Here is a 17,194-nt window from a genome sequence, read left to right on the forward strand (position 1 = left end):
GCCGCTACCTCGTCACCGGCACCGTCAGGGACTGCGACGTCGGGTCGCCCGCCTGGCCGGTCGCCGTCAGCTCGACGGTGATCACGAGGCCGCGACGGCCGCCCAGCGCCTTGCGCAGCTGCGCCGCGCCGGTCCGGGAGAACTGCAGCCGGACGATCCTGCTGCCCGCGGCGGGGACGTCGAGCGGCGCCGCGGTGAGCTTCACGACCGTCGGCTTCGGCGTGGGCGGCCGCTTGCCCTTCCTCGGCTTCGGGGGCCGCACCGGCGCCTTGCGGGGCGTGATCGTCGCCGTCGCCGTGACGGTGCAGGCGGTGTCGCACCCGACGCGGACCGGGAGCGTGCGCGTCCCGAGGATGCTCGCCCTGCGCAGGACGCGGACGCTGAGCGCCGGCCCGTCGGGGGCGGGGAGGACGGGGTACTTCGGCGTCGGCGGGACGCCGAGCGGGGGCAGCGTCGCGCACGTCGCGGAGGCCGGGGCGGCAAGCGCGAAGGACTGGATCCGGTTGTTGTCCGTGTCGCTGACGGTGACGGTGCCGTGGCAGCCGACGGTGACGCCGTCGGGGCGCAGGAACTGGCCGGGGCCGGTGCCGCGGGCGCCGAACGCCGCGAGGCGCTCGCCGTCCGGCCCGAACTCCTGCACGCGGCTGTTGCCGCGGTCGGCCACCCAGACGTTGCCCGCGGCGTCGAGCGCGATCCCGGCGGGGGAGACGAGCTTGCCGATCTTGGTGCCGAGGCCGCCGAACTCGACGAGCTCGTTGCCGGAGATCGGGTCGTAGGCGCGGATGCGGTTGTCCGAGGCGGTCGACACGTAGACGCGCATGCCGTCGGCGGTCACGGCGACGCCGCGCGGGGAGCCGCCGTAGATGTCGAGGTCGCCGAGCGGGTCGCCCGCGGCCGTGAAGCGCGCGACCCGCTGGTTGCCGGTGTCGGCGACGTAGATCGTCCCGCCGGGGGACACCGTCAGCCCGGTCGGCGCGTTGAGCTTGCCCGGGCCCGAGCCCTTGCCGCCGATCGTGCGGAACGGCTGTCCGGTCGCCCGCGAGAAGACGACGATGACGGCGCGGCGCTGGTCGAGGACGTAGATGTTGCCCGCCCCGTCGAACGCCGTCGCGACGGGGTCCGGCAGGATCGTCGGACCCGGGTTCGGCGAGCCCATGATGGAGGCGACGCTGCCGTCGGGGTTCAGGAACTGCACCCGGCCGTTGACGCTGTCGGCGACGGCGCGCAGGCCGCTCGCGTCCGAGGCGACGCCGCTCGGGGTGTCGAACTGGCCGCTCGAGCGGCCCGACCGCCCCATGCTCCGCACGAGCTGCCCGCCGTTCGTGAAGACGTCGATGCGGTCGTTGCCGGTGTTCGTGAGGTAGACGAGGCCGGCGGCGTCGGTCGCGATCCCGCGCGGGTAGGCCATCGCGCCCGGGGCGGTCCCGTAGTAGCCCCACCGGGCCTTGTACTTGTAGCCGGGCTTCGGGCCGTAGCGGACGATGCGGTGGTTCAGGTCGTCCGCGACGAACACGCGGCCGGCGGCGTCGAAGGCGACGTCGTACGGGTTCTCGAGCTGGCCGCCGCGTGAGCCCTCGCCCGAGCCGATGACCCCGAGGGCGTGGCCGCCGGTGTCGTAGACGGCAATGCGGTGGTTCTGGTCGTCGGCGACGGCGACGCGGTCACCGCGGACGGCGATGCCCATCGGCGTCTGCAGCTGGCCCGGGCCGACGATCTCGGTGGCGCCGGTCCCGTCGAGGTTGAAGCGCTGGATGCGGTCGTTGCGCGAGTCGGCGACGTAGACCGTCGAGCCGCTGACGGCGAGGCCGCCGCCGGCGGGGGAGTCGTTGCCCGCGCCGGAGCCGAAGACGAACTCGCCGAGGCCGGAGCCGGTGTGCCCGAAGGAGTTCAGGAGCGAGCCGTCCGCGGCGAAGCGATCCACGCGGTTGGCACCGGTCGTGACGAGGACGGAGCCGTCGGGTGCGACGGCGACGCCACCGGCCGAGGTGAGCTGGCCGGGCCTCGAGCCCGAGAAGCCGTAGTCGCGCCGGAAGCTCCCGTCGGCGTTGAAGACCGTGATCGCGTGCGTCTTCTGGTCGGCGACGTAGACGGCGCCGTCGGGGCCGACGGCGACCGCCTGCGGGAAGCGCAGCACGCCGCCCGTCCGCTCGCCGACCTGCGTCTGCGCGGTGTACGCGCACGTGCCCGCGGGGAGGGCGCCCGGGCAGTCGGCGGCCGCGACGGGGGCGGTGACGGCGAGGGCGAGGGCGGCGCCGGCGAGCGCGCGCGGCAGACGGAGGGCGGGCATCGGACCCCCAACCCCGGGCGGCGGCGGAAGGTTGCGCACCGCCCGCGTACATTCAAGTTGACGCCTCCGTCATGTTTGCGATAACTTGACGCGGTGTCCGCTCCGGGTCCGTCCGCCGCTCACGACTTCGACTGGATCGTCATCGGATCCGGCTTCGGGGGCTCCACCAGCGCGCTGCGCCTCGCCGAGAAGGGGTACTCCGTCGGGGTCCTGGAGTCCGGCAGCCGGTTCGAGGACGACGAGTTCGCGAAGAACACGTGGGACCTGAAGCGCTACTTCTTCGCCCCGAAGGTCGGGCTGCGCGGCATCCTGCGCCTGTCGATCTTCAAGCACGTGACGATCGTGTCCGGGTCGGGCGTCGGCGGCGGCTCGCTCGGCTACGCGAACACGCTCTACGTCCCGCCGAAGGCCTTCTTCGAGGACGGGCAGTGGGCCGGGTTGAGCGACTCGTGGGAGGCGGAGCTCGCGGCGCACTACGCCGAGGCGGAGCGGATGCTCGGCGTCGTCACCTACGACGAGGACGACCCGGCCGACCAGGTCCTCAAGGCGCTCGGCGCGCACCTCGGCGTGAGCGACACGTACGGCAAGACGCGCGTCGGCGTCTTCCTCGGCGAGCCGGGCCGGACGGTCCCCGACCCGTACTTCGGCGGTGAGGGCCCGGCCCGCACCGGCTGCACCCGCTGCGCGCGCTGCATGGTCGGCTGCCCCGTCGGCGCGAAGAACACGCTGCGCAAGAACTACCTGTGGTTCGCCGAGAAGCTCGGCGTGAAGGTCATGGCCGAGCGCGAGGTCGTCGACATCCGGCCGCTCGGCGCCGCCGACGGCAGCGAGGGCTACGAGATCGTCACGCAGCGCTCCGGCGCCTGGCTGCGCAAGCAGCGCAAGGTCTTCCGGGCCCGCGGCGTCGTCGTCGCCGCCGGCGCCCTCGGCACGAACAAGCTCCTGCAGAACTGCCGCCTCGTCGGCGGCCTCCCGGCGATCTCGCCGCGCCTCGGCGAGCTCGTGCGGACGAACAGCGAGGCCGTCCTCACCGTGCGCCTGCCCGAGGGCGCGATCGGCGACCAGACCAAGCGCGTGGCGATCACGAGCTCGATCTACCCGGACGCCCACACGCACATCGAGACGTGCCACTACGGCGAGGACGGCGACGCGATGGGCATGCTCTACACCGTGCTCGTCGGCGACGGGACGAGCGTCACGCGGCCGCTGAAGTGGGTCGCCGCGATGCTGCGCCGCCCGGGGCAGACGCTGCGCACGCTCAACCCCCGCGGCTGGTCGCGCAACACGATCATCCTGCTCGTCATGCAGACGCTCGACAACGCGATCGCGCTGCGTCCCGTCAAGACCCGCTCGGGCCGCATCCGCCTGCAGACCGAGCAGGACCCCACGAAGCCGAACCCGACCTTCATCCCCGTGGCCAACCAGGCCGCCGAGTGGATCGCGAAGGAGTACGGCGGGATCCCGCAGTCGTCGCTCATGGAGGCCGTCGGCAACATGCCCACGACCGCCCACATCCTCGGCGGCGCGGTCATCGCGGGCTCGCCCGAGGAGGGCGTCGTCGACAGCCGCCAGCGCCTCTTCGGCTACGAGAACCTCCTGATCTGCGACGGCTCGGTCATCCCGGCGAACGTCGGCGTCAACCCGTCGCTGACGATCACCGCGCTCGCCGAGCGGGCGATCTCGCTCGTGCCGCCGGCGCCCGAGCGGGAGATCCGCGCGGAGCAGGTGGCGGCGGAGAGCGCGCCGCGCGCGAAGAGCGCTGAGGCGCCAGTTTGAGTCTCGAGGGGGGCGAGCGTCGAACTCCCTCCCCTATTGGGGGTGATGATCGACGCTCGCTTGCAGGAACTCGCACGACGCCAGGACGACCTCTTCGCGGTCTGGCAGCTGACCGGGTGGACCGAGAAGCAGGTCGCGCACCGGACAGCCGGACTCGAGCGCGTGCACCACGGTGTCGTCCGCCTCGGGCAGGCGCCGCTGACCCGTGCACAGCGGTGGCGGGCCGCCACGCTGACGACGCCGGGCAGCGTCCTCAGCCACGCGAGTGCGGCGGCCTACGAGGGCTACTGGCAGGACAGCGCGCTCGTCCCGATCATCACGCGGCCGGGGACGGGCGGCCCGGAGCGGATCGGGTCGCTGCTCGTCCTCCGCTCTCGCTCCCTCAAGGCGGACGACGTCGTCCGGGACGCGGGCCCGCCGCGCACCACCGTCGAGCGGACGCTCGTCGACCTGGCGGTCCACCTCGATGCCAAGCAGCTGCGGCGTGCGTTCCGGGAGGCCCTCCGCCTGCGGTGTACGACCGTGCCGCGGACGCTCGCGGCGCTCGAGCGCTACGCCGGACGCGCCGGGGTGGCCCGGGTCCGCGCCCCGGCCGAGCGCTATGCCCGGCTGCCGATCGGGCGCTGCAAGAGCGACGCCGAGGCGTACGCGCTCGAGCTCCTCGACGCCGCGCGGCGGCCGATCCCGCTCGTCAACGAGTCGCCGGCGGGGGCCGAGGCCGACCAGTGGTTCCCGGACCACGGCCTCGTCATCGAGATCGACGGGCCGGGGTTCCACCGGCTGAAGGACGACGATGCCCGCAAGACCGCGGCGTGGCGGGGCGCCGGCCTCACCCCGTGCGGCGGATCTCGAGCGACGAGGTGTACGACCACCCCGAGCGCTACCTCGCGCTCGCCCCGCCGCGGGTGCGCCGGACGCGAAGCACAACGTCGAACGTCGGATCACCGCCCCGGTAGGGGAAGGAGATCGACGTTCGTGGCCGCGGGCCGGCGGCGGCGGACGCAGCCCCGGTGCGCCGGAACGGCGGGGCGCCCGAGCGAGCCTCCGCCTGACAGACGGCCCGGATGGTGGGAGCATCGGCGGATGTCGACTCCCGGTGTCCTGCAGATCGACCGCGCGCGCGTCGCCGAGCTGACGGCACGGGAGGCGAAGGCGCTCGACGCGCGGACGCAGGGCTCGCTCGCGACGTACCGGCGGGCGAACCAGGTCCTCGCCGGCGGCGTCGCCTCGTCCTACCAGGCGCGCGACCCGTGGCCGATCTACCTCGAGCGCGGCGCCGGCCCGAAGGTCTGGGACGTCGACGGCAACGAGATGTGGGACTTCCACAACGGCTTCGGCTCGATGGTCCAGGGCCACGCGCACCCGGCGATCGGCGCCGCGATCAACGCGCGCTACGCGTCGGGGACGCACTTCGCGGCGCCGACCGAGGACGCGATCACCGTCGCAGCCGAGCTGCAGCGCCGCTGGGGCCTGCCGAAGTGGCGCTACGTGAACTCCGGCTCGGAGGCGACGATGGACGCGATCCGGATCGCGCGCGGCCTGACCGGGCGCGACACCGTCGTGAAGATCTTCGGCTCCTACCACGGCCACCACGACACGGTCATGGTCTCGATCGGCATCGAGTACGACCAGATCGGCGACCACGAGAACCTCGCCTCGCTCTCCTACGGCGCGGGCATCCCGCAGGCGACGGTCGACATGACGATCGCCGTCCCGTTCAACGACGCGGGGGCGATGGAGCGCCGGATCGAGCGGCTCATCGCCGAGGACCGCAAGCCCGCCTGCGTGATCATGGAGGCGGCGATGATGAACCTCGGCGTCGTCCTCCCGGAGGACGGCTACCTGCAGGCCGTGCGCGATCTCTGCACGCGGCACGGCATCGTCCTCATCTTCGACGAGGTGAAGACCGGCATCTGCATCGCCGCCGGCGGGGCGACGGAGAAGTGGGGCGTCAAGCCCGACCTCGTGACGCTCGCCAAGGCGCTCGGCGGCGGCCTGCCCGTCGGCGCGATCGGGGGCACCGAGGAGGTCATGTCCGTGGTCGAGGACGGCTCGGTCTACCAGGTGGGCACGTACAACGGGAACCCGCTCGGCATGGCCGCGACCCGCGCGTCGCTGCTCGAGGTCATGACCCCGGACGCCTACGCGCACCTCGACAGGCTCAACGAGCGGATCCTCGCCGGCTGCACCGCCGTCATCGAGCGCTACGGCCTCCCGGGCTATGCGGTCGGCGTCGGCTCGAAGGGCTGCGTGACGTTCTCCCCGACGAAGGTCATCGGCTACGAGACGTTCAAGGCGAACCAGGACGCGGCGATGGCCGACCTGGCCTGGCTCTTCAACATGAACCGGGGCATCTTCATGACGCCCGGGCGCGAGGAGGAGTGGACGCTCTCGGTGGCGCACACGACCGAGGCCGTCGACCGCTACGTGGAGGTCTTCGAGGAGCTCGCGGTCGAGCTCACGGCCTGACGGCACCGCGGCGCTCGCGCGGCGTCGTAGGCTGAGCGCATGCCGACGCGCGCGACCACCCGGGGCGAGGAGCGCACCTCCCTTGACGGCACGCACGCCGACGTCCTCGTCTGCGGGGCGAGCTTCGCCGGGCTCGCCGTCGCGCGGGAGCTCGCCGGGAGCGGGGCGGACGTCCTCATCGTCGACCGCTACGAGATCGGGGAGCGCGCGACGTCCGCCTGCGCGATCCCGACGCCGTGGCTGCGCGCCCTCGGGCTCGAGGCGGCCGGCCGCCAGGAGCTGCCGGACATGACGTTCACGACGCCGTCCGGCAGCGCGCGCTACCGCCTGCCGTGGAGCTGGACCGCGTTCGACTACCGCGAGCTCTGCCGGCTGCTGTTCGCGCAGACCGGCGCGCGCTTCGAGACGGCGAAGGTCGACGGCCGCACCGGCGCGGTCGTCCACACCGACCGCGGCGACCTCACCGCACCGCTCATCGTCGACGCACTCGGCTGGCGGCGGGTGCTCAGCGCCGACGGGGGGTACCAGCCGCCCGACGCGCCGCTGAGCCGCGGGCTGGAGGTCCACCCGCACCACCCGGCGCCCGACGACGCCCTCGACGTGTGGATCGAGCGGTCGGTCATCCGCGCCGGGTACGGCTGGCGGGTCCCGGCGGCCGGCGAGCAGCGCGTCGGCGTCGGCAGCTACGCGCCGCACGACCACGTGAAGGAGCCGACGAAGGCCCTGGCGCAGCGGCTCGACGTCGACGCCGTCCGCTACCAGGGCAACTGGTTCCCGCACCGCCTGCGCGCCGCGACCGAGCCGGGCGTCTTCTTCGTCGGGGACAGTGCGGGGCACTGCTTCCCGCTCTCCGGGGAGGGCATCCGCACGGCGCTGTACTTCGGCCTGGCCTGCGGACGCGAGCTGCGCGCGGTCGTCGAGGGCCGGCAGACGCCCGAGGCCGCGCTCGCCGCCTACCACGACTTCAGCGCCCGGCACGCGGGCGCGTTTCGCCTCGCGCTCGGCCTGCAGCGGCTGCTGCCGCGCGTCCCGCCGCGGGTGCTGACGGCGTTCCTCGCGCTCTTCGGCCGCCGGTGGCTCATCGACCGCTCGTTCGGGTGGTACCTGCGACAGGCGGACCCCGGGTACGTGACGGCGGGCGGGAGCGGCGGCCACGGCGGGCGCCCGGCGTGAGAGGGGCACGCGGGCGCGCCGGCGTCGCGGTCGGGCTGCTTACGGCGGCGGCGACGGCGACCGTGGCGACGGCGGCGCCGTCCGTCGCCCACGCCGGCGCGACGCAGTACACGCGCTGCCCGGCCGTCTCGGGGACGACCTTCGTCGGTGTCGCGCGGGTGCCCTGTGCCGACGTGACGGCGCTCGCCGCGGCCGTCGCGGCCGCACCGCGCGACGGCGAGGCGGCGGCGATCGCCGCGCAGGGCTGGGCGCCGCTGCGGGCGTCGCCCGCGTCCCGCCGCGACCGCGCCCACGACGTCGTCGCGGTCCGCGGCGCCGCGGCCGTCCGGGTTCGCCGCGCCGGCCCCGCCCCGAGCCTCGACGGCTGGCAGGCGGGCCGGGAGCTCGTCCTCGCCCGCTCGACGATCGTCGGCGGGCGCCCGATCCCGCGGGACGCCGCCTTCTGCACCTCCGCGTTCCTCGTGCGCCGGGCGGACGGCGGGCTCGGCGGGCTCACCGCCGCGCACTGCGGCGGCCTGCGCACGGACGGCACGGTGCAGCGCCGCAACGTCGCGCTCCGGCGTCCGCCCCAGCCGGGGATCGTCCTCGGCCGCGTCCGCCAGATCCTGTCGCGGCGCTACCCGATCGACGCGCTGCTCGTCGCGGTGCGGACGGGGGCGCACCGGACCGCCGCCAGCGTCGTCGACCGCGGCATCCGGCGGCCGCCGCTGCCGGTCGTGGGGACCGCGCGCACGCTGTCCGGGCGGAGGGTCTGCTTCACCGGCCGCACGAGCGGGCCCGACAACTGCGGGCGCATCCGCGGCTCGGTCGCCCGGCCGATCGAGCGCCTCTTCGCGCTGCAGGGGCTGCTCGTCCGGTGCACGACGATCCGCGCGCGCCACGGGGACAGTGGCGGCCCGGTCTACACCGCGCCCGGCCGCGACGGCGCCGTGCGCGCCGTCGGCATCGTCACGCTCATCGCCGGCCCGCAGGACCTCATGTGCTTCACGCCCGTCCGCCTGGCGCTGCAGGCGCTCGGCGCGTCGCTCGTCACCGAGCGCTGACCGCGCCCCCCGGGACGCGCCGAGACCCGATGGCAGCCCAACTGGGGGACGAAAAACGGGTTTCGGCGGGGTCAGGGGGTGGCGAGGACCGTGGCGGCGTGGTCGCGGGCGCCGGGCTCCAGGAGGCGGGCCATGCCCTCGGCCTCGGCCAGCAGCGCGCGCCGGTCGGCCGCGCGCAGGCGCCCGAAGGGCGTGAGCGTCACGGTCGCGACCTTCGCGGCGACGTCGACGCGCCAGGTCCCCGCGACCCGCCCGTCGACGAGGAAGGACGGCAGCACCCGGGCGCCCGGGCGGGAGACCGCGCGGCGCGCGTCCTCGTCCATGAGCCGGCTGCGGTCGTGGTGGGCGACGACGAGGTTGTCGAACTCGGGCAGCAGCCGGGGCGGCGCGGCCACCTCGGCCGGATCCGGGCGCGGCGCGTCCGGCAGGTCGAAGAGCTCGCGCCCGTCCTCGGCCGCGAAGGTCATCAGCTCGTCGCGCAGCCGGTCGAGCACGGCGCCGAGCCCCGTGAGCCCCGACCACGTCTGCACGTCGCGGACCGACGCCGGGCCGAACGCGGCGAGGTAGCGGCGGACGAGCGGCGCCGGGTCGGGATCGGCGGCGGGCTCGCGGCCCAGCGCATCCGCCGGCCGGGCGTAGGGCGGCTGCGCCGGCCAGCCCCAGCCGCGGCCCGACGGGACCTGCACGAGCTCGGTGTACGTCCGGGCGAGGTACCCGAGCGCCGACTCGTCGCCGCCGGGGACGAGCCCGGCCGCGACGTCGCGCAGCTCCTTCTGGGTCGCCGGGCCCGCGGACAGCCGGGCGCGGACCGCGGCGAGGACGGCCTCGCGGTCGACGGCCGCCACCCGCGCGCCCGCCATCGACTCGAACGCCCGCGCGACGCCGGGCTGCACGACGCGGCGGAAGGCGAGGTAGTCCGCCGCGGTGACGACGTGGAGCGTGTGGCGCATGAGCGTCGCCCGCACGAGCACGCCGTCGGCGGCGAGCGCCGCGACCGTCCCCGCCTCGACTCCGGTCACGCGCGACCACAGCCCCGCCGACACCGGCCGCGCGAACTGGGCCTGCAGGCTCACGAGCCTCGCGACCGCGTCGGCGACGCCGAGCGAGGAGCGCTCGAGCAGGAGCTGCCGGGCGAGCGTCGCCCGGTTCAGCGCCGCGGGGGAGAGGACCTCAGGCGCGGCCATCGCGCAGCAGCGCGCGGCGCACCTTGCCGCTCGTCGTCTTCGGCAGCTCGTCCGCGAAGTCGACGATGCGCGGGTACTTGTACGGCGCGGTCTGGTCCTTTACGTGGGCCTGCAGCTCGGCGGCGAGCGCCTCGGTCGCGGCGACGCCGTCGCGCAGGACGACGACGGCGCGGACGACGGACCCGCGCTCGTCGTCGGGGGCCGCGACGACCGCGGCCTCGGCGACGGCCGGGTGGGAGACGAGCGCGCTCTCGACCTCGAACGGCCCGATCCGGTAGCCGGAGCTGATGATGACGTCGTCGGTGCGGCCCTCGAAGAAGAGCCAGCCGTCCTCGTCGGCGTGCACGCGGTCGCCCGTGCGCCAGACCTCGGGCAGCGGCGTCTCGTCCCCGAGGTAGCCGACGAAGAACGTCGGCACCGTCGCGGGGTCGGCGACGAGCTCGCCGTCGTCGATCCACAGCCGCACGCCGGGCAGCGGGCGGCCCATCGACCCGGGGCGCACCGGCTCGCCGAGCGGCGCCCCGGTCAGCTGGCCCGTCTCGGTCTGCCCGTACCCGTCGCGGATGTGCAGCCCGGTCGCGCGGTGCCAGGCGTGGAGCACCTCGGGGTTCAGCGCCTCGCCGGCGGCCACGAGGCCGCGCAGGTCCTCGAACGCGCGCAGCGTCGCCCGCTTGGCGATGACGCGGTATTCGGTCGGGGCCATGCAGAGGACGTTCACGCGCTCGCGCTCGAGCAGGTCCAGACGCTCGGCGGGGTCGAAGCGCGCATCGTGCAGGAGCGCCGCGGCGCCGCGGATCCAGGGGGCGATGAAGACGTTGCGCGCGCTCTTGGACCAGCCGGACGCCGCCGTGCACCAGACGAGGTCGCCGGGCCGCGCGTCGAGCCAGTGCTCGGCCTGGACGTGCTGCCCGGTGAGGTAGCGCTGGGCGTGCAGGACGGCCTTCGGCGCCCCCGAGGTCCCGCTCGTGAAGGTGATGAGGCAGGGATCGGCCGCGGTGAGCTCCGCGGGCGCGGGCGCCGGCGCGGGCGTCCCGGGCTCCGGCCAGTCCATGACCCCGGGCCCCCAGACCGTCGGCCCGTCCCAGCCGGCCTCGCGCAGGACCGCCTCGTTGCGCCCGTCGGCGACCACCGCGGCCGGGGCCGTCGCCGCGAGCCGCAGCGCGAGGTCCTTCGCGCGCAGCTGCTCGGTGCAGGGGAGGACGACGTAGCCCTGCCGGAAGCACGCGACCATCGCCGCGACCCAGTCCGGCTGGTTGCCGACGAGCGTCATGACGACGTCCCCGCGCCGGACGCCGTGCCCGTGCAGACGGGCGGCCATCCGGGCCGCGGCGGCGGCCATCGCGCCGAAGGTGTGCTCGCGCCGGGCGCCGTCGCGGCTGAGCTCGACGAGGGCGAGCGCGTCCGGCGCGGCGGCCTCCACGACGTCGACGGCGAAGTTCATCGCGGGGAGTGTCGCACGCAGCACCTCGGGTCCGGAGACCGGGCGCGAGGGGCGTGATCGCGCCCGGTGGACCCGCGCGTAACAACAGGGCCGGGTCACCGGTATCGTTCCAGACCCTCTTTTCCCCGCCTGCGCGCCGGCACCGCCGGTGCGCTGCGGGTCCACCGACGCCAGGAGACAGACATGGCCGTGGCACCCTCGCCCTCGTCGGGCATCACCGAAGACCAGCAGGCGATCATCGAGATGGTCCGGCAGTTCACGGACGAGCAGATCATCCCGAACGCCGAGCACTTCGATCACGCGGACGAGTACCCGCGCGAGATCGTCGACCAGATGAAGGAGCTGGGGCTCTTCGGGATCACGGTCCCGGAGGAGTACGGCGGACTCGGCCTGGACCTCACGACCTACACGATGGTCGTCGAGGAGCTCGCCCGCGGCTGGATCTCGATCTCCGGCGTCATCAACACGCACTTCATCGGCATCTACCTCCTGCTGAAGTTCGGCACCGAGGAGCAGAAGCAGCGCTTCCTGCCGCGCATGGCGACCGGCGAGATCCGCGCCGCGTTCTCCCTCTCCGAGCCGGAGCTCGGCTCCGACGTGCAGGCGATCAAGACCGCCGGCAAGAAGGTCTCGGACACGCACTACGAGATCAACGGCCAGAAGATGTGGGTCACGAACGGCCTGCAGTCCGACCTCGTCTTCCTCCTCGCGAAGACCGATCCGGACAACCCGAAGCGCCACGCCGCGATGACGTGCTTCATCACGGAGAAGGCCGGCGGCGTCCACGAGAACGAGGGCGACTGGAAGGGCCTCATCGTCCCGCCGCAGCTGAAGAAGATGGGCTACAAGGGCGTCGAGTCCACCGAGCTCGTCTACGACGGGTACATGTGCCCGGTCGAGAACATCCTCGGCGGCGAGGACGCGGGCCTGAACAAGGGCTTCGCGCAGATGATGGACGCCCTCGAGGTCGGCCGCGTGAACGTCGCCGCCCGCGGCGTCGGCATCGCGCAGCGCGCCCTCGAGCTCGCGCTGAAGTACTCGCAGGAGCGCAAGACGTTCGGCAAGCCGATCTGCGAGCACCAGGCGATCCAGTTCAAGCTCGCCGACATGGCGACCCAGGTCGACGCCGCGCGCCTCATGACGCTCCGCGCCGCCCGCATGAAGGACGAGGGCATCCGCTCGGACCTCGAGGCCGGCATGGCGAAGCTCTTCGCCTCCGAGGCCGGGCGCTTCTGCGTCGAGGAGTCCTTCCGCATCCACGGCGGCTACGGCTACTCGAAGGAGTACGAGATCGAGCGGCTCTACCGCGACGCGCCGCTGCTCCTCATCGGCGAGGGCACGAGCGAGATCCAGCGCATGGTCATCGGCAAGAAGCTCCTGGAGCGCCACAAGCTCTAGGGGGCCGGGTCACGCCGGGCGCAGGGGCATGACCTCGGCGCCCAGCGGGGCCAGCGCGGCCCGCAGGACGGGCAGCGGGCCGCCGGTGGCGACGATCGCGCCGCCGGAGCCCGCGTAGTTCGCCGCGAAGCCGGCGAGCCGCGCCGCGCCGACGAGGGCGGTGTGGCGCGGATCCAGCGGCCCGAGCGCGGCGCGGGCGTCGAAGGAGCCGTCGATCGCGCCGGCGAGCGCGGCGTGATCGCCGCGCTCGGCGGCCGTGACCGCGGCGAGGCCGTGCTCCCGCAGCCGGGCCATGCCCGCGCGCACCGGCGGGTCGCCGGCGTCGAACCGGGCCCGGAGGCCTGCGTGGTAGCCCCCGGACGGCGTCCCCGCCGCGGGCGGCCAGGCGAGCAGCAGCGGGGGCAGGCCCGCGGGGTCGACGGCGCGGGCGGTCCCGAGGCCGCCGCGCGCGAAGTCCATCGCGACGAGGCCGCCGGCCGCCTGCACGACGCGGTCCTGCGGGCCGGCGGCGATACCGAGGTCCTCGGCCTCGACGGCGAGCGCGACCATCGGGAGCCCGGCGGACGGCAGCGGCGTGCCCGTCAGGCGCCCGAGCGCGCGGAGCGTCGCGATGACGATCGCGCTCGATCCGGCCAGACCGACCTCGCGGGGGATCGTCGAGCCGACCCGCACCGCGACCGGGCCGAGCGCCGCGCCGCCCGCGGCGGTGGCGCGGAACCGCGCGAGCGTCGCGTCCACGAGCGGCGTGCAGGCGGGCGGGCAGACGACGTCCCGCTCGGCTCCGGGCGCGGGCTCGACGAGCACCGACGCCTCGAGCCCGCCGACGCAGACGGCCAGCACGACGCCGCCGTACCCGTCGGACGGGTTGCCCGCGAGCGCGGCGCGCGCCGGGACGCGAGCGGTGGCGACGCCGGCGACCGCGCTCACGGCCCCTCCCGCAGGCGCGCGGCGAGGTGGGCGCGCAGGCCGGGCCCGAGCTCCGGGTCGTCGAGGGCAAGGTCCACGAAGGCACGCGCGTAGCTCGCCGGGGAGCCGACGTCGTGGCGCCGCTCGCCGGGGAGGAGGGGGACGGCGACGACGGTGCCGCCGTCCCGCAGGAGGGCGGCGATCGCGTCGGTGAGCTGGACCTCGCCGCCGGCCCCCGGGGCGGTCGCCCGCAGCGCGCCGAAGATCGCGGGGGAGAGGACGTAGCGCGCCGCGGCCGCCCAGCGGCTCGGGGCCGTCGCCGCGCCGGGCTTCTCGACGAGCCCGCGCACGGGCAGCACCCCGTCGTCGCCGGGGTCCCCGACCGCGACGATCCCGTAGCGCGAGACGGCGTCCGGCTCGACCTGCTCGATGGCGATCGCGGCGACGGCGCCGTGGGCCGCGAACGCCTCGGCCAGGCGGGTGACGACCGTCGCGCCGTGGCCGCCGCCCGCGCTGAGGACCGCGTCCCCGAGGGCCACGACGAACGGGCCGGCGACGGCGCCCTCGGCGCACAGCACCGCGTCCCCGAGCCCTCGCTGCACCGGCTGGCGGACGGCAAGGAAGGACACGGGGTGCCCGGCGTGGGGGTCGTCGAAGTGATCGAGGATCGCGCCCTTCCCGCGGCGGGTGATGAAGCAGACGCGGGCGATGCCGCAGACTGCGAGCTCCTCGACCACGTGGCCGACGACCGGCGCGCGGCCGACGGGCAGCAGCTCCTTCGGGAGCGCGCGGGTGAGCGGGGCCAGGCGCGTCCCCAGCCCGGCGACCGGGACGACGGCGTCCGTCACGAGCGATCGGGTCGCGGCCATCGGATCAACGTACCCGGCCCGCCCCCGGCGGCCACCCGCACTCACGACCTCTTCACGTCCGGTCGTTCACCAAAGATGCACACCATCCGGCCATCGGCGGGGGAGACGTGGTTTCCTTCGCCGCCTGCCGCTGCTACCGTGATCGTTGCGTACGCAAGGACCCGAAGAAGCCATGTCGACCGTCGAACCGCCCCCGTCACCGTCCTCCGCCCCGCTCGACGAGCGGGAGCTGCGCGCCTGGCGCGGCCTGCTCCGGGCGCACGCGTCGATGTGCAAGGCCCTCGACGCCGAGCTCGAGGCCGTCCACGGCCTGCCGCTCACGACGTACGAGGTCCTGATGTACATGCACGACGCGCCGGACCGCAAGATGCGGATGTGCGACCTCGCGGACTGCATCCTCCTCAGCCGCTCGGGGCTGACGCGGCTCATCGACCGGCTGCAGCGCGACGGGCTCGTCGCCCGCCAGTCGTGCACGAGCGACGCGCGGGGCGCCTACGCGGTCCTCACCGAGGAGGGCGCCAAGACGCTCGAGGCCGCCCGCGCGACCCATCTTGCCGGCGTCCGCCGCCTCTTCCTCTCCCGCTTCACGCCCGCCGAGCAGGAGTTGCTCGGGGATGCGTGGGAGCGCGTGATGCCCGGGGCCTGCACGCCCGGCGCGTGCGCGGGCCCGCCGCCCGGCTGCTGAGCGGCGCTACTCGCCGTCGGGCTCGGTGACCGCCGCGGCCCGCGCCTTCTCGCGCGCCTCGGCCCGCGCCACCGCGTCGCCGACGCGGTCCTCCGCGGCCTCCCGGCGACGGCGCAGCACGACGTAGAGCACGAGCCCGAACACGACCACCACGCCGACGCCGGCGTAGCCGACGGTCTTGATGATCGACTCCGCCTTGTGCCCGCCCCAGTAGGCGAGCAGCCCGAACGACGCCGCCCAGAGGATGCCGCCGAGCGCGTTGTAGAACGTGAAGATCGGCCAGTTCATCCGGCTGATGCCGGCCATCCAGGCGGCGGTGATCCGCAGCCCGCTGACGAACCGGCCGAGGAAGACGGCCTTCGGCCCGTGGCGGTCGAAGAACGGCTCCCCGATCTCGATGACGCGCAGCCGGTGGCGGGGGAAGGGGCCCGGCGCGGTCAGCAGGCGGCGGCCGTAGTGACGCCCGATGAGAAAGCCGACGTTGTCGCCGAGGATGGCGGCGGCGGCCGCGCACGCGATCACGCCTTCGATCGGCAGCTTACCCTTGCTCGCGAGGATCCCGGCGGTGATGAGCGCCGTCTCCCCGGGGACCGGAATGCCCATCGTCTCCACCGCGATGAGCAGGAAGAGGACCGGGAGGCCGACCTTGGAGGCGACGTCGACGATGGCGGCGAGGGACCCGATCACCCCACGTATCTAGCATGCCGCGGGATGACGCCGCTGAGGATCGACGCCCGCGACCCCGCCTCCCAGGCCCGCGCGGGGGTGCTGAGCACCGCCCACGGCGAGGTCCGGACCCCCGCGTTCGTCCCCCTGGCGACGAAGGCGACCGTGAAGGGCCTGCTCCCGCAGGAGGTGAAGGACCTCGGGTACGACATGGTCCTGGGCAACACCTTCCACCTCTTCCTCGACCCCGGCGACGAACGGATCGCGGGCTTCGGCGGCCTGCACCGCTTCATGGGCTGGGACGGCCCGATCGTCACCGACTCGGGCGGCTTCCAGGTCTTCTCGATGGGTCACGGCACGGTGGCGGACGAGATCAAGGGGCGCGCGCCCCAGGGCGCCGACCGCAACGGCAAGGTCCTCTCGATCGAGGAGGACGGCGTCACGTTCCGCTCCTACCTCGACGGCTCGCGGAAGTTCATGGGGCCCGAGACGTCGATGCAGATCCAGGCGAACCTCCACTCGGACCTCGCGCTCGTCTTCGACGAGTGCACGCCGTTCAACGTCGACCGGGAGTACACCGCCCGCTCGACCGAGCGCACGCACCGCTGGCTCGAGCGCTGCCTGACCTGGCACGACGCGCACGGCCCGGAGGACCAGCTCGTCTACGCAATCGTCCAGGGCGGCGTCCACGAGGAGCTGCGGGTCGAGTCGACGGAGCACGTCGCCGCGTCGCGGGCGCCCGGGGTCGCGATCGGCGGCTCGCTCGGTGAGAACAAGCCGCAGATGTACGAGGTGGTCGGCTGGTCGACGGCCGCGCTCGACCGCGTCGCGCCGGGCAAGCCGCGCCACCTGCTCGGCATCGGGGACGTCGACGACCTCATCACCGGCGTCGGGCTCGGCATCGACACCTTCGACTGCGCGATGCCGACGCGCCTCGGCCGCCACGGCGTCGCCCTCATCGCGGCGCCGGAGAAGCGCTGGCGCGTCGACCTGACCGCCGGCCGCTTCAAGGACGACGACGGCCCGATCATGGACGGCTGCCCGTGCCCGGCGTGCGCGGTCGGGCTGACGCGTGGCTACGTCCGCTACCTCGTCCACGCCCGCGAGCTCACCGGCATGCGGCTGCTGACGATCCACAACCTCGCGTTCGTCTCCCGCCTCCTGGCCGACCTGCGCGGCGCGATCCACGCCGGGCGGCTTCCCGAGGTGCAGGCGGCGCTGCGGGCCGGAGCGGCGCCGGGGACGTTCGGGCTGCCGGCGGCAACCCGCGCGACGGCCTGAGGCGCGCGCTCCGCCC

Annotated in this window: 13 protein-coding genes; 7 read left to right on the top strand and 6 right to left on the bottom strand. The window is 74.6% G+C overall.

The window, feature by feature from the left end:
- Positions 1-4: 4 nt before the first annotated feature.
- Positions 5-2,287, bottom strand: coding sequence for an NHL repeat-containing protein (locus NBH00_RS10450; protein ID WP_254573278.1), 2,283 nt, complete (start codon positions 2,285-2,287; stop codon positions 5-7).
- A gap of 93 nt (positions 2,288-2,380) precedes the next feature.
- Between NBH00_RS10450 and NBH00_RS10455 the strand changes: the two genes are divergently transcribed.
- From NBH00_RS10455 to NBH00_RS10470, 4 genes are all read left to right on the top strand, one after another.
- Positions 2,381-4,063, top strand: a complete 1,683-nt coding sequence (locus NBH00_RS10455) for a GMC oxidoreductase (protein ID WP_254573279.1) — start codon at positions 2,381-2,383, stop codon at positions 4,061-4,063.
- A 1,083-nt stretch (positions 4,064-5,146) separates the two neighbouring features.
- A complete protein-coding gene (locus NBH00_RS25475) occupies positions 5,147-6,532 on the top strand; it encodes an aspartate aminotransferase family protein (RefSeq protein WP_367401316.1) in 1,386 nt (461 codons plus the stop codon).
- Positions 6,533-6,571: 39 nt separating this feature from the next.
- Complete coding sequence (locus NBH00_RS10465) at positions 6,572-7,705, top strand: NAD(P)/FAD-dependent oxidoreductase (RefSeq protein WP_254573281.1); 1,134 nt, start codon at positions 6,572-6,574, stop codon at positions 7,703-7,705.
- Positions 7,702-8,748, top strand: a complete 1,047-nt coding sequence (locus tag NBH00_RS10470) for a chymotrypsin family serine protease (RefSeq protein WP_254573282.1) — start codon at positions 7,702-7,704, stop codon at positions 8,746-8,748. Before NBH00_RS10465 ends, NBH00_RS10470 begins: the two co-directional genes overlap by 4 nt.
- Positions 8,749-8,819: 71 nt before the next feature.
- Here the strand turns inward: NBH00_RS10470 and NBH00_RS10475 are convergent, their stop codons facing one another.
- Positions 8,820-9,932 (bottom strand): winged helix DNA-binding domain-containing protein, encoded by a 1,113-nt coding sequence (locus NBH00_RS10475; RefSeq protein ID WP_254573283.1) that lies wholly within the window; start codon positions 9,930-9,932, stop codon positions 8,820-8,822.
- Positions 9,919-11,373, bottom strand: coding sequence for an AMP-binding protein (locus NBH00_RS10480; RefSeq protein ID WP_254573284.1), 1,455 nt, complete (start codon positions 11,371-11,373; stop codon positions 9,919-9,921). Before NBH00_RS10480 ends, NBH00_RS10475 begins: the two co-directional genes overlap by 14 nt.
- A gap of 183 nt (positions 11,374-11,556) precedes the next feature.
- Between NBH00_RS10480 and NBH00_RS10485 the strand changes: the two genes are divergently transcribed.
- Positions 11,557-12,771 carry an acyl-CoA dehydrogenase family protein gene (locus NBH00_RS10485; RefSeq protein WP_254573285.1) on the top strand — a complete coding sequence of 405 codons (1,215 nt, stop codon included), beginning with the start codon at positions 11,557-11,559 and terminating at the stop codon, positions 12,769-12,771.
- A 9-nt stretch (positions 12,772-12,780) separates the two neighbouring features.
- Here the strand turns inward: NBH00_RS10485 and NBH00_RS10490 are convergent, their stop codons facing one another.
- Both NBH00_RS10490 and NBH00_RS10495 read right to left on the bottom strand, forming a co-directional pair.
- A complete protein-coding gene (locus NBH00_RS10490; protein ID WP_254573286.1) occupies positions 12,781-13,698 on the bottom strand; it encodes a GHMP family kinase ATP-binding protein in 918 nt (305 codons plus the stop codon).
- Positions 13,695-14,546, bottom strand: coding sequence for a UTP--glucose-1-phosphate uridylyltransferase (locus NBH00_RS10495; RefSeq protein ID WP_254573287.1), 852 nt, complete (start codon positions 14,544-14,546; stop codon positions 13,695-13,697). The genes NBH00_RS10490 and NBH00_RS10495 overlap by 4 nt, the downstream gene beginning before the upstream one ends.
- A 172-nt stretch (positions 14,547-14,718) precedes the next feature.
- Between NBH00_RS10495 and NBH00_RS10500 the strand changes: the two genes are divergently transcribed.
- Positions 14,719-15,231, top strand: coding sequence for a MarR family winged helix-turn-helix transcriptional regulator (locus tag NBH00_RS10500; protein ID WP_254573288.1), 513 nt, complete (start codon positions 14,719-14,721; stop codon positions 15,229-15,231).
- Positions 15,232-15,237: 6 nt separating this feature from the next.
- Here the strand turns inward: NBH00_RS10500 and NBH00_RS10505 are convergent, their stop codons facing one another.
- On the bottom strand, positions 15,238-15,918 hold the full coding sequence (locus NBH00_RS10505) for a DedA family protein (protein ID WP_254573289.1): 681 nt from the start codon (positions 15,916-15,918) through the stop codon (positions 15,238-15,240).
- Positions 15,919-15,942: 24 nt separating this feature from the next.
- Between NBH00_RS10505 and tgt the strand changes: the two genes are divergently transcribed.
- Positions 15,943-17,178, top strand: a complete 1,236-nt coding sequence (gene tgt, locus NBH00_RS10510; protein WP_254573290.1) for a tRNA guanosine(34) transglycosylase Tgt — start codon at positions 15,943-15,945, stop codon at positions 17,176-17,178.
- Positions 17,179-17,194: the final 16 nt, after the last annotated feature.

Origin of the sequence: Paraconexibacter antarcticus (assembly GCF_024220175.1) — a bacterium.
GTDB lineage: Bacteria > Actinomycetota > Thermoleophilia > Solirubrobacterales > Solirubrobacteraceae > Paraconexibacter > Paraconexibacter antarcticus.

Coding starts and splice junctions, on each gene's coding strand:
- NBH00_RS10475 (WP_254573283.1), bottom strand. CDS start 9,932: ATGGCCGCGCCTGAGGTCCTCTCCCCCGCGGCGCTGAACCGGGCGACG.
- NBH00_RS10450 (WP_254573278.1), bottom strand. CDS start 2,287: ATGCCCGCCCTCCGTCTGCCGCGCGCGCTCGCCGGCGCCGCCCTCGCC.
- NBH00_RS10465 (WP_254573281.1), top strand. CDS start 6,572: ATGCCGACGCGCGCGACCACCCGGGGCGAGGAGCGCACCTCCCTTGAC.
- NBH00_RS25475 (WP_367401316.1), top strand. CDS start 5,147: ATGTCGACTCCCGGTGTCCTGCAGATCGACCGCGCGCGCGTCGCCGAG.
- NBH00_RS10485 (WP_254573285.1), top strand. CDS start 11,557: ATGGCCGTGGCACCCTCGCCCTCGTCGGGCATCACCGAAGACCAGCAG.
- NBH00_RS10480 (WP_254573284.1), bottom strand. CDS start 11,373: ATGAACTTCGCCGTCGACGTCGTGGAGGCCGCCGCGCCGGACGCGCTC.
- tgt (WP_254573290.1), top strand. CDS start 15,943: ATGACGCCGCTGAGGATCGACGCCCGCGACCCCGCCTCCCAGGCCCGC.
- NBH00_RS10495 (WP_254573287.1), bottom strand. CDS start 14,546: ATGGCCGCGACCCGATCGCTCGTGACGGACGCCGTCGTCCCGGTCGCC.
- NBH00_RS10500 (WP_254573288.1), top strand. CDS start 14,719: ATGTCGACCGTCGAACCGCCCCCGTCACCGTCCTCCGCCCCGCTCGAC.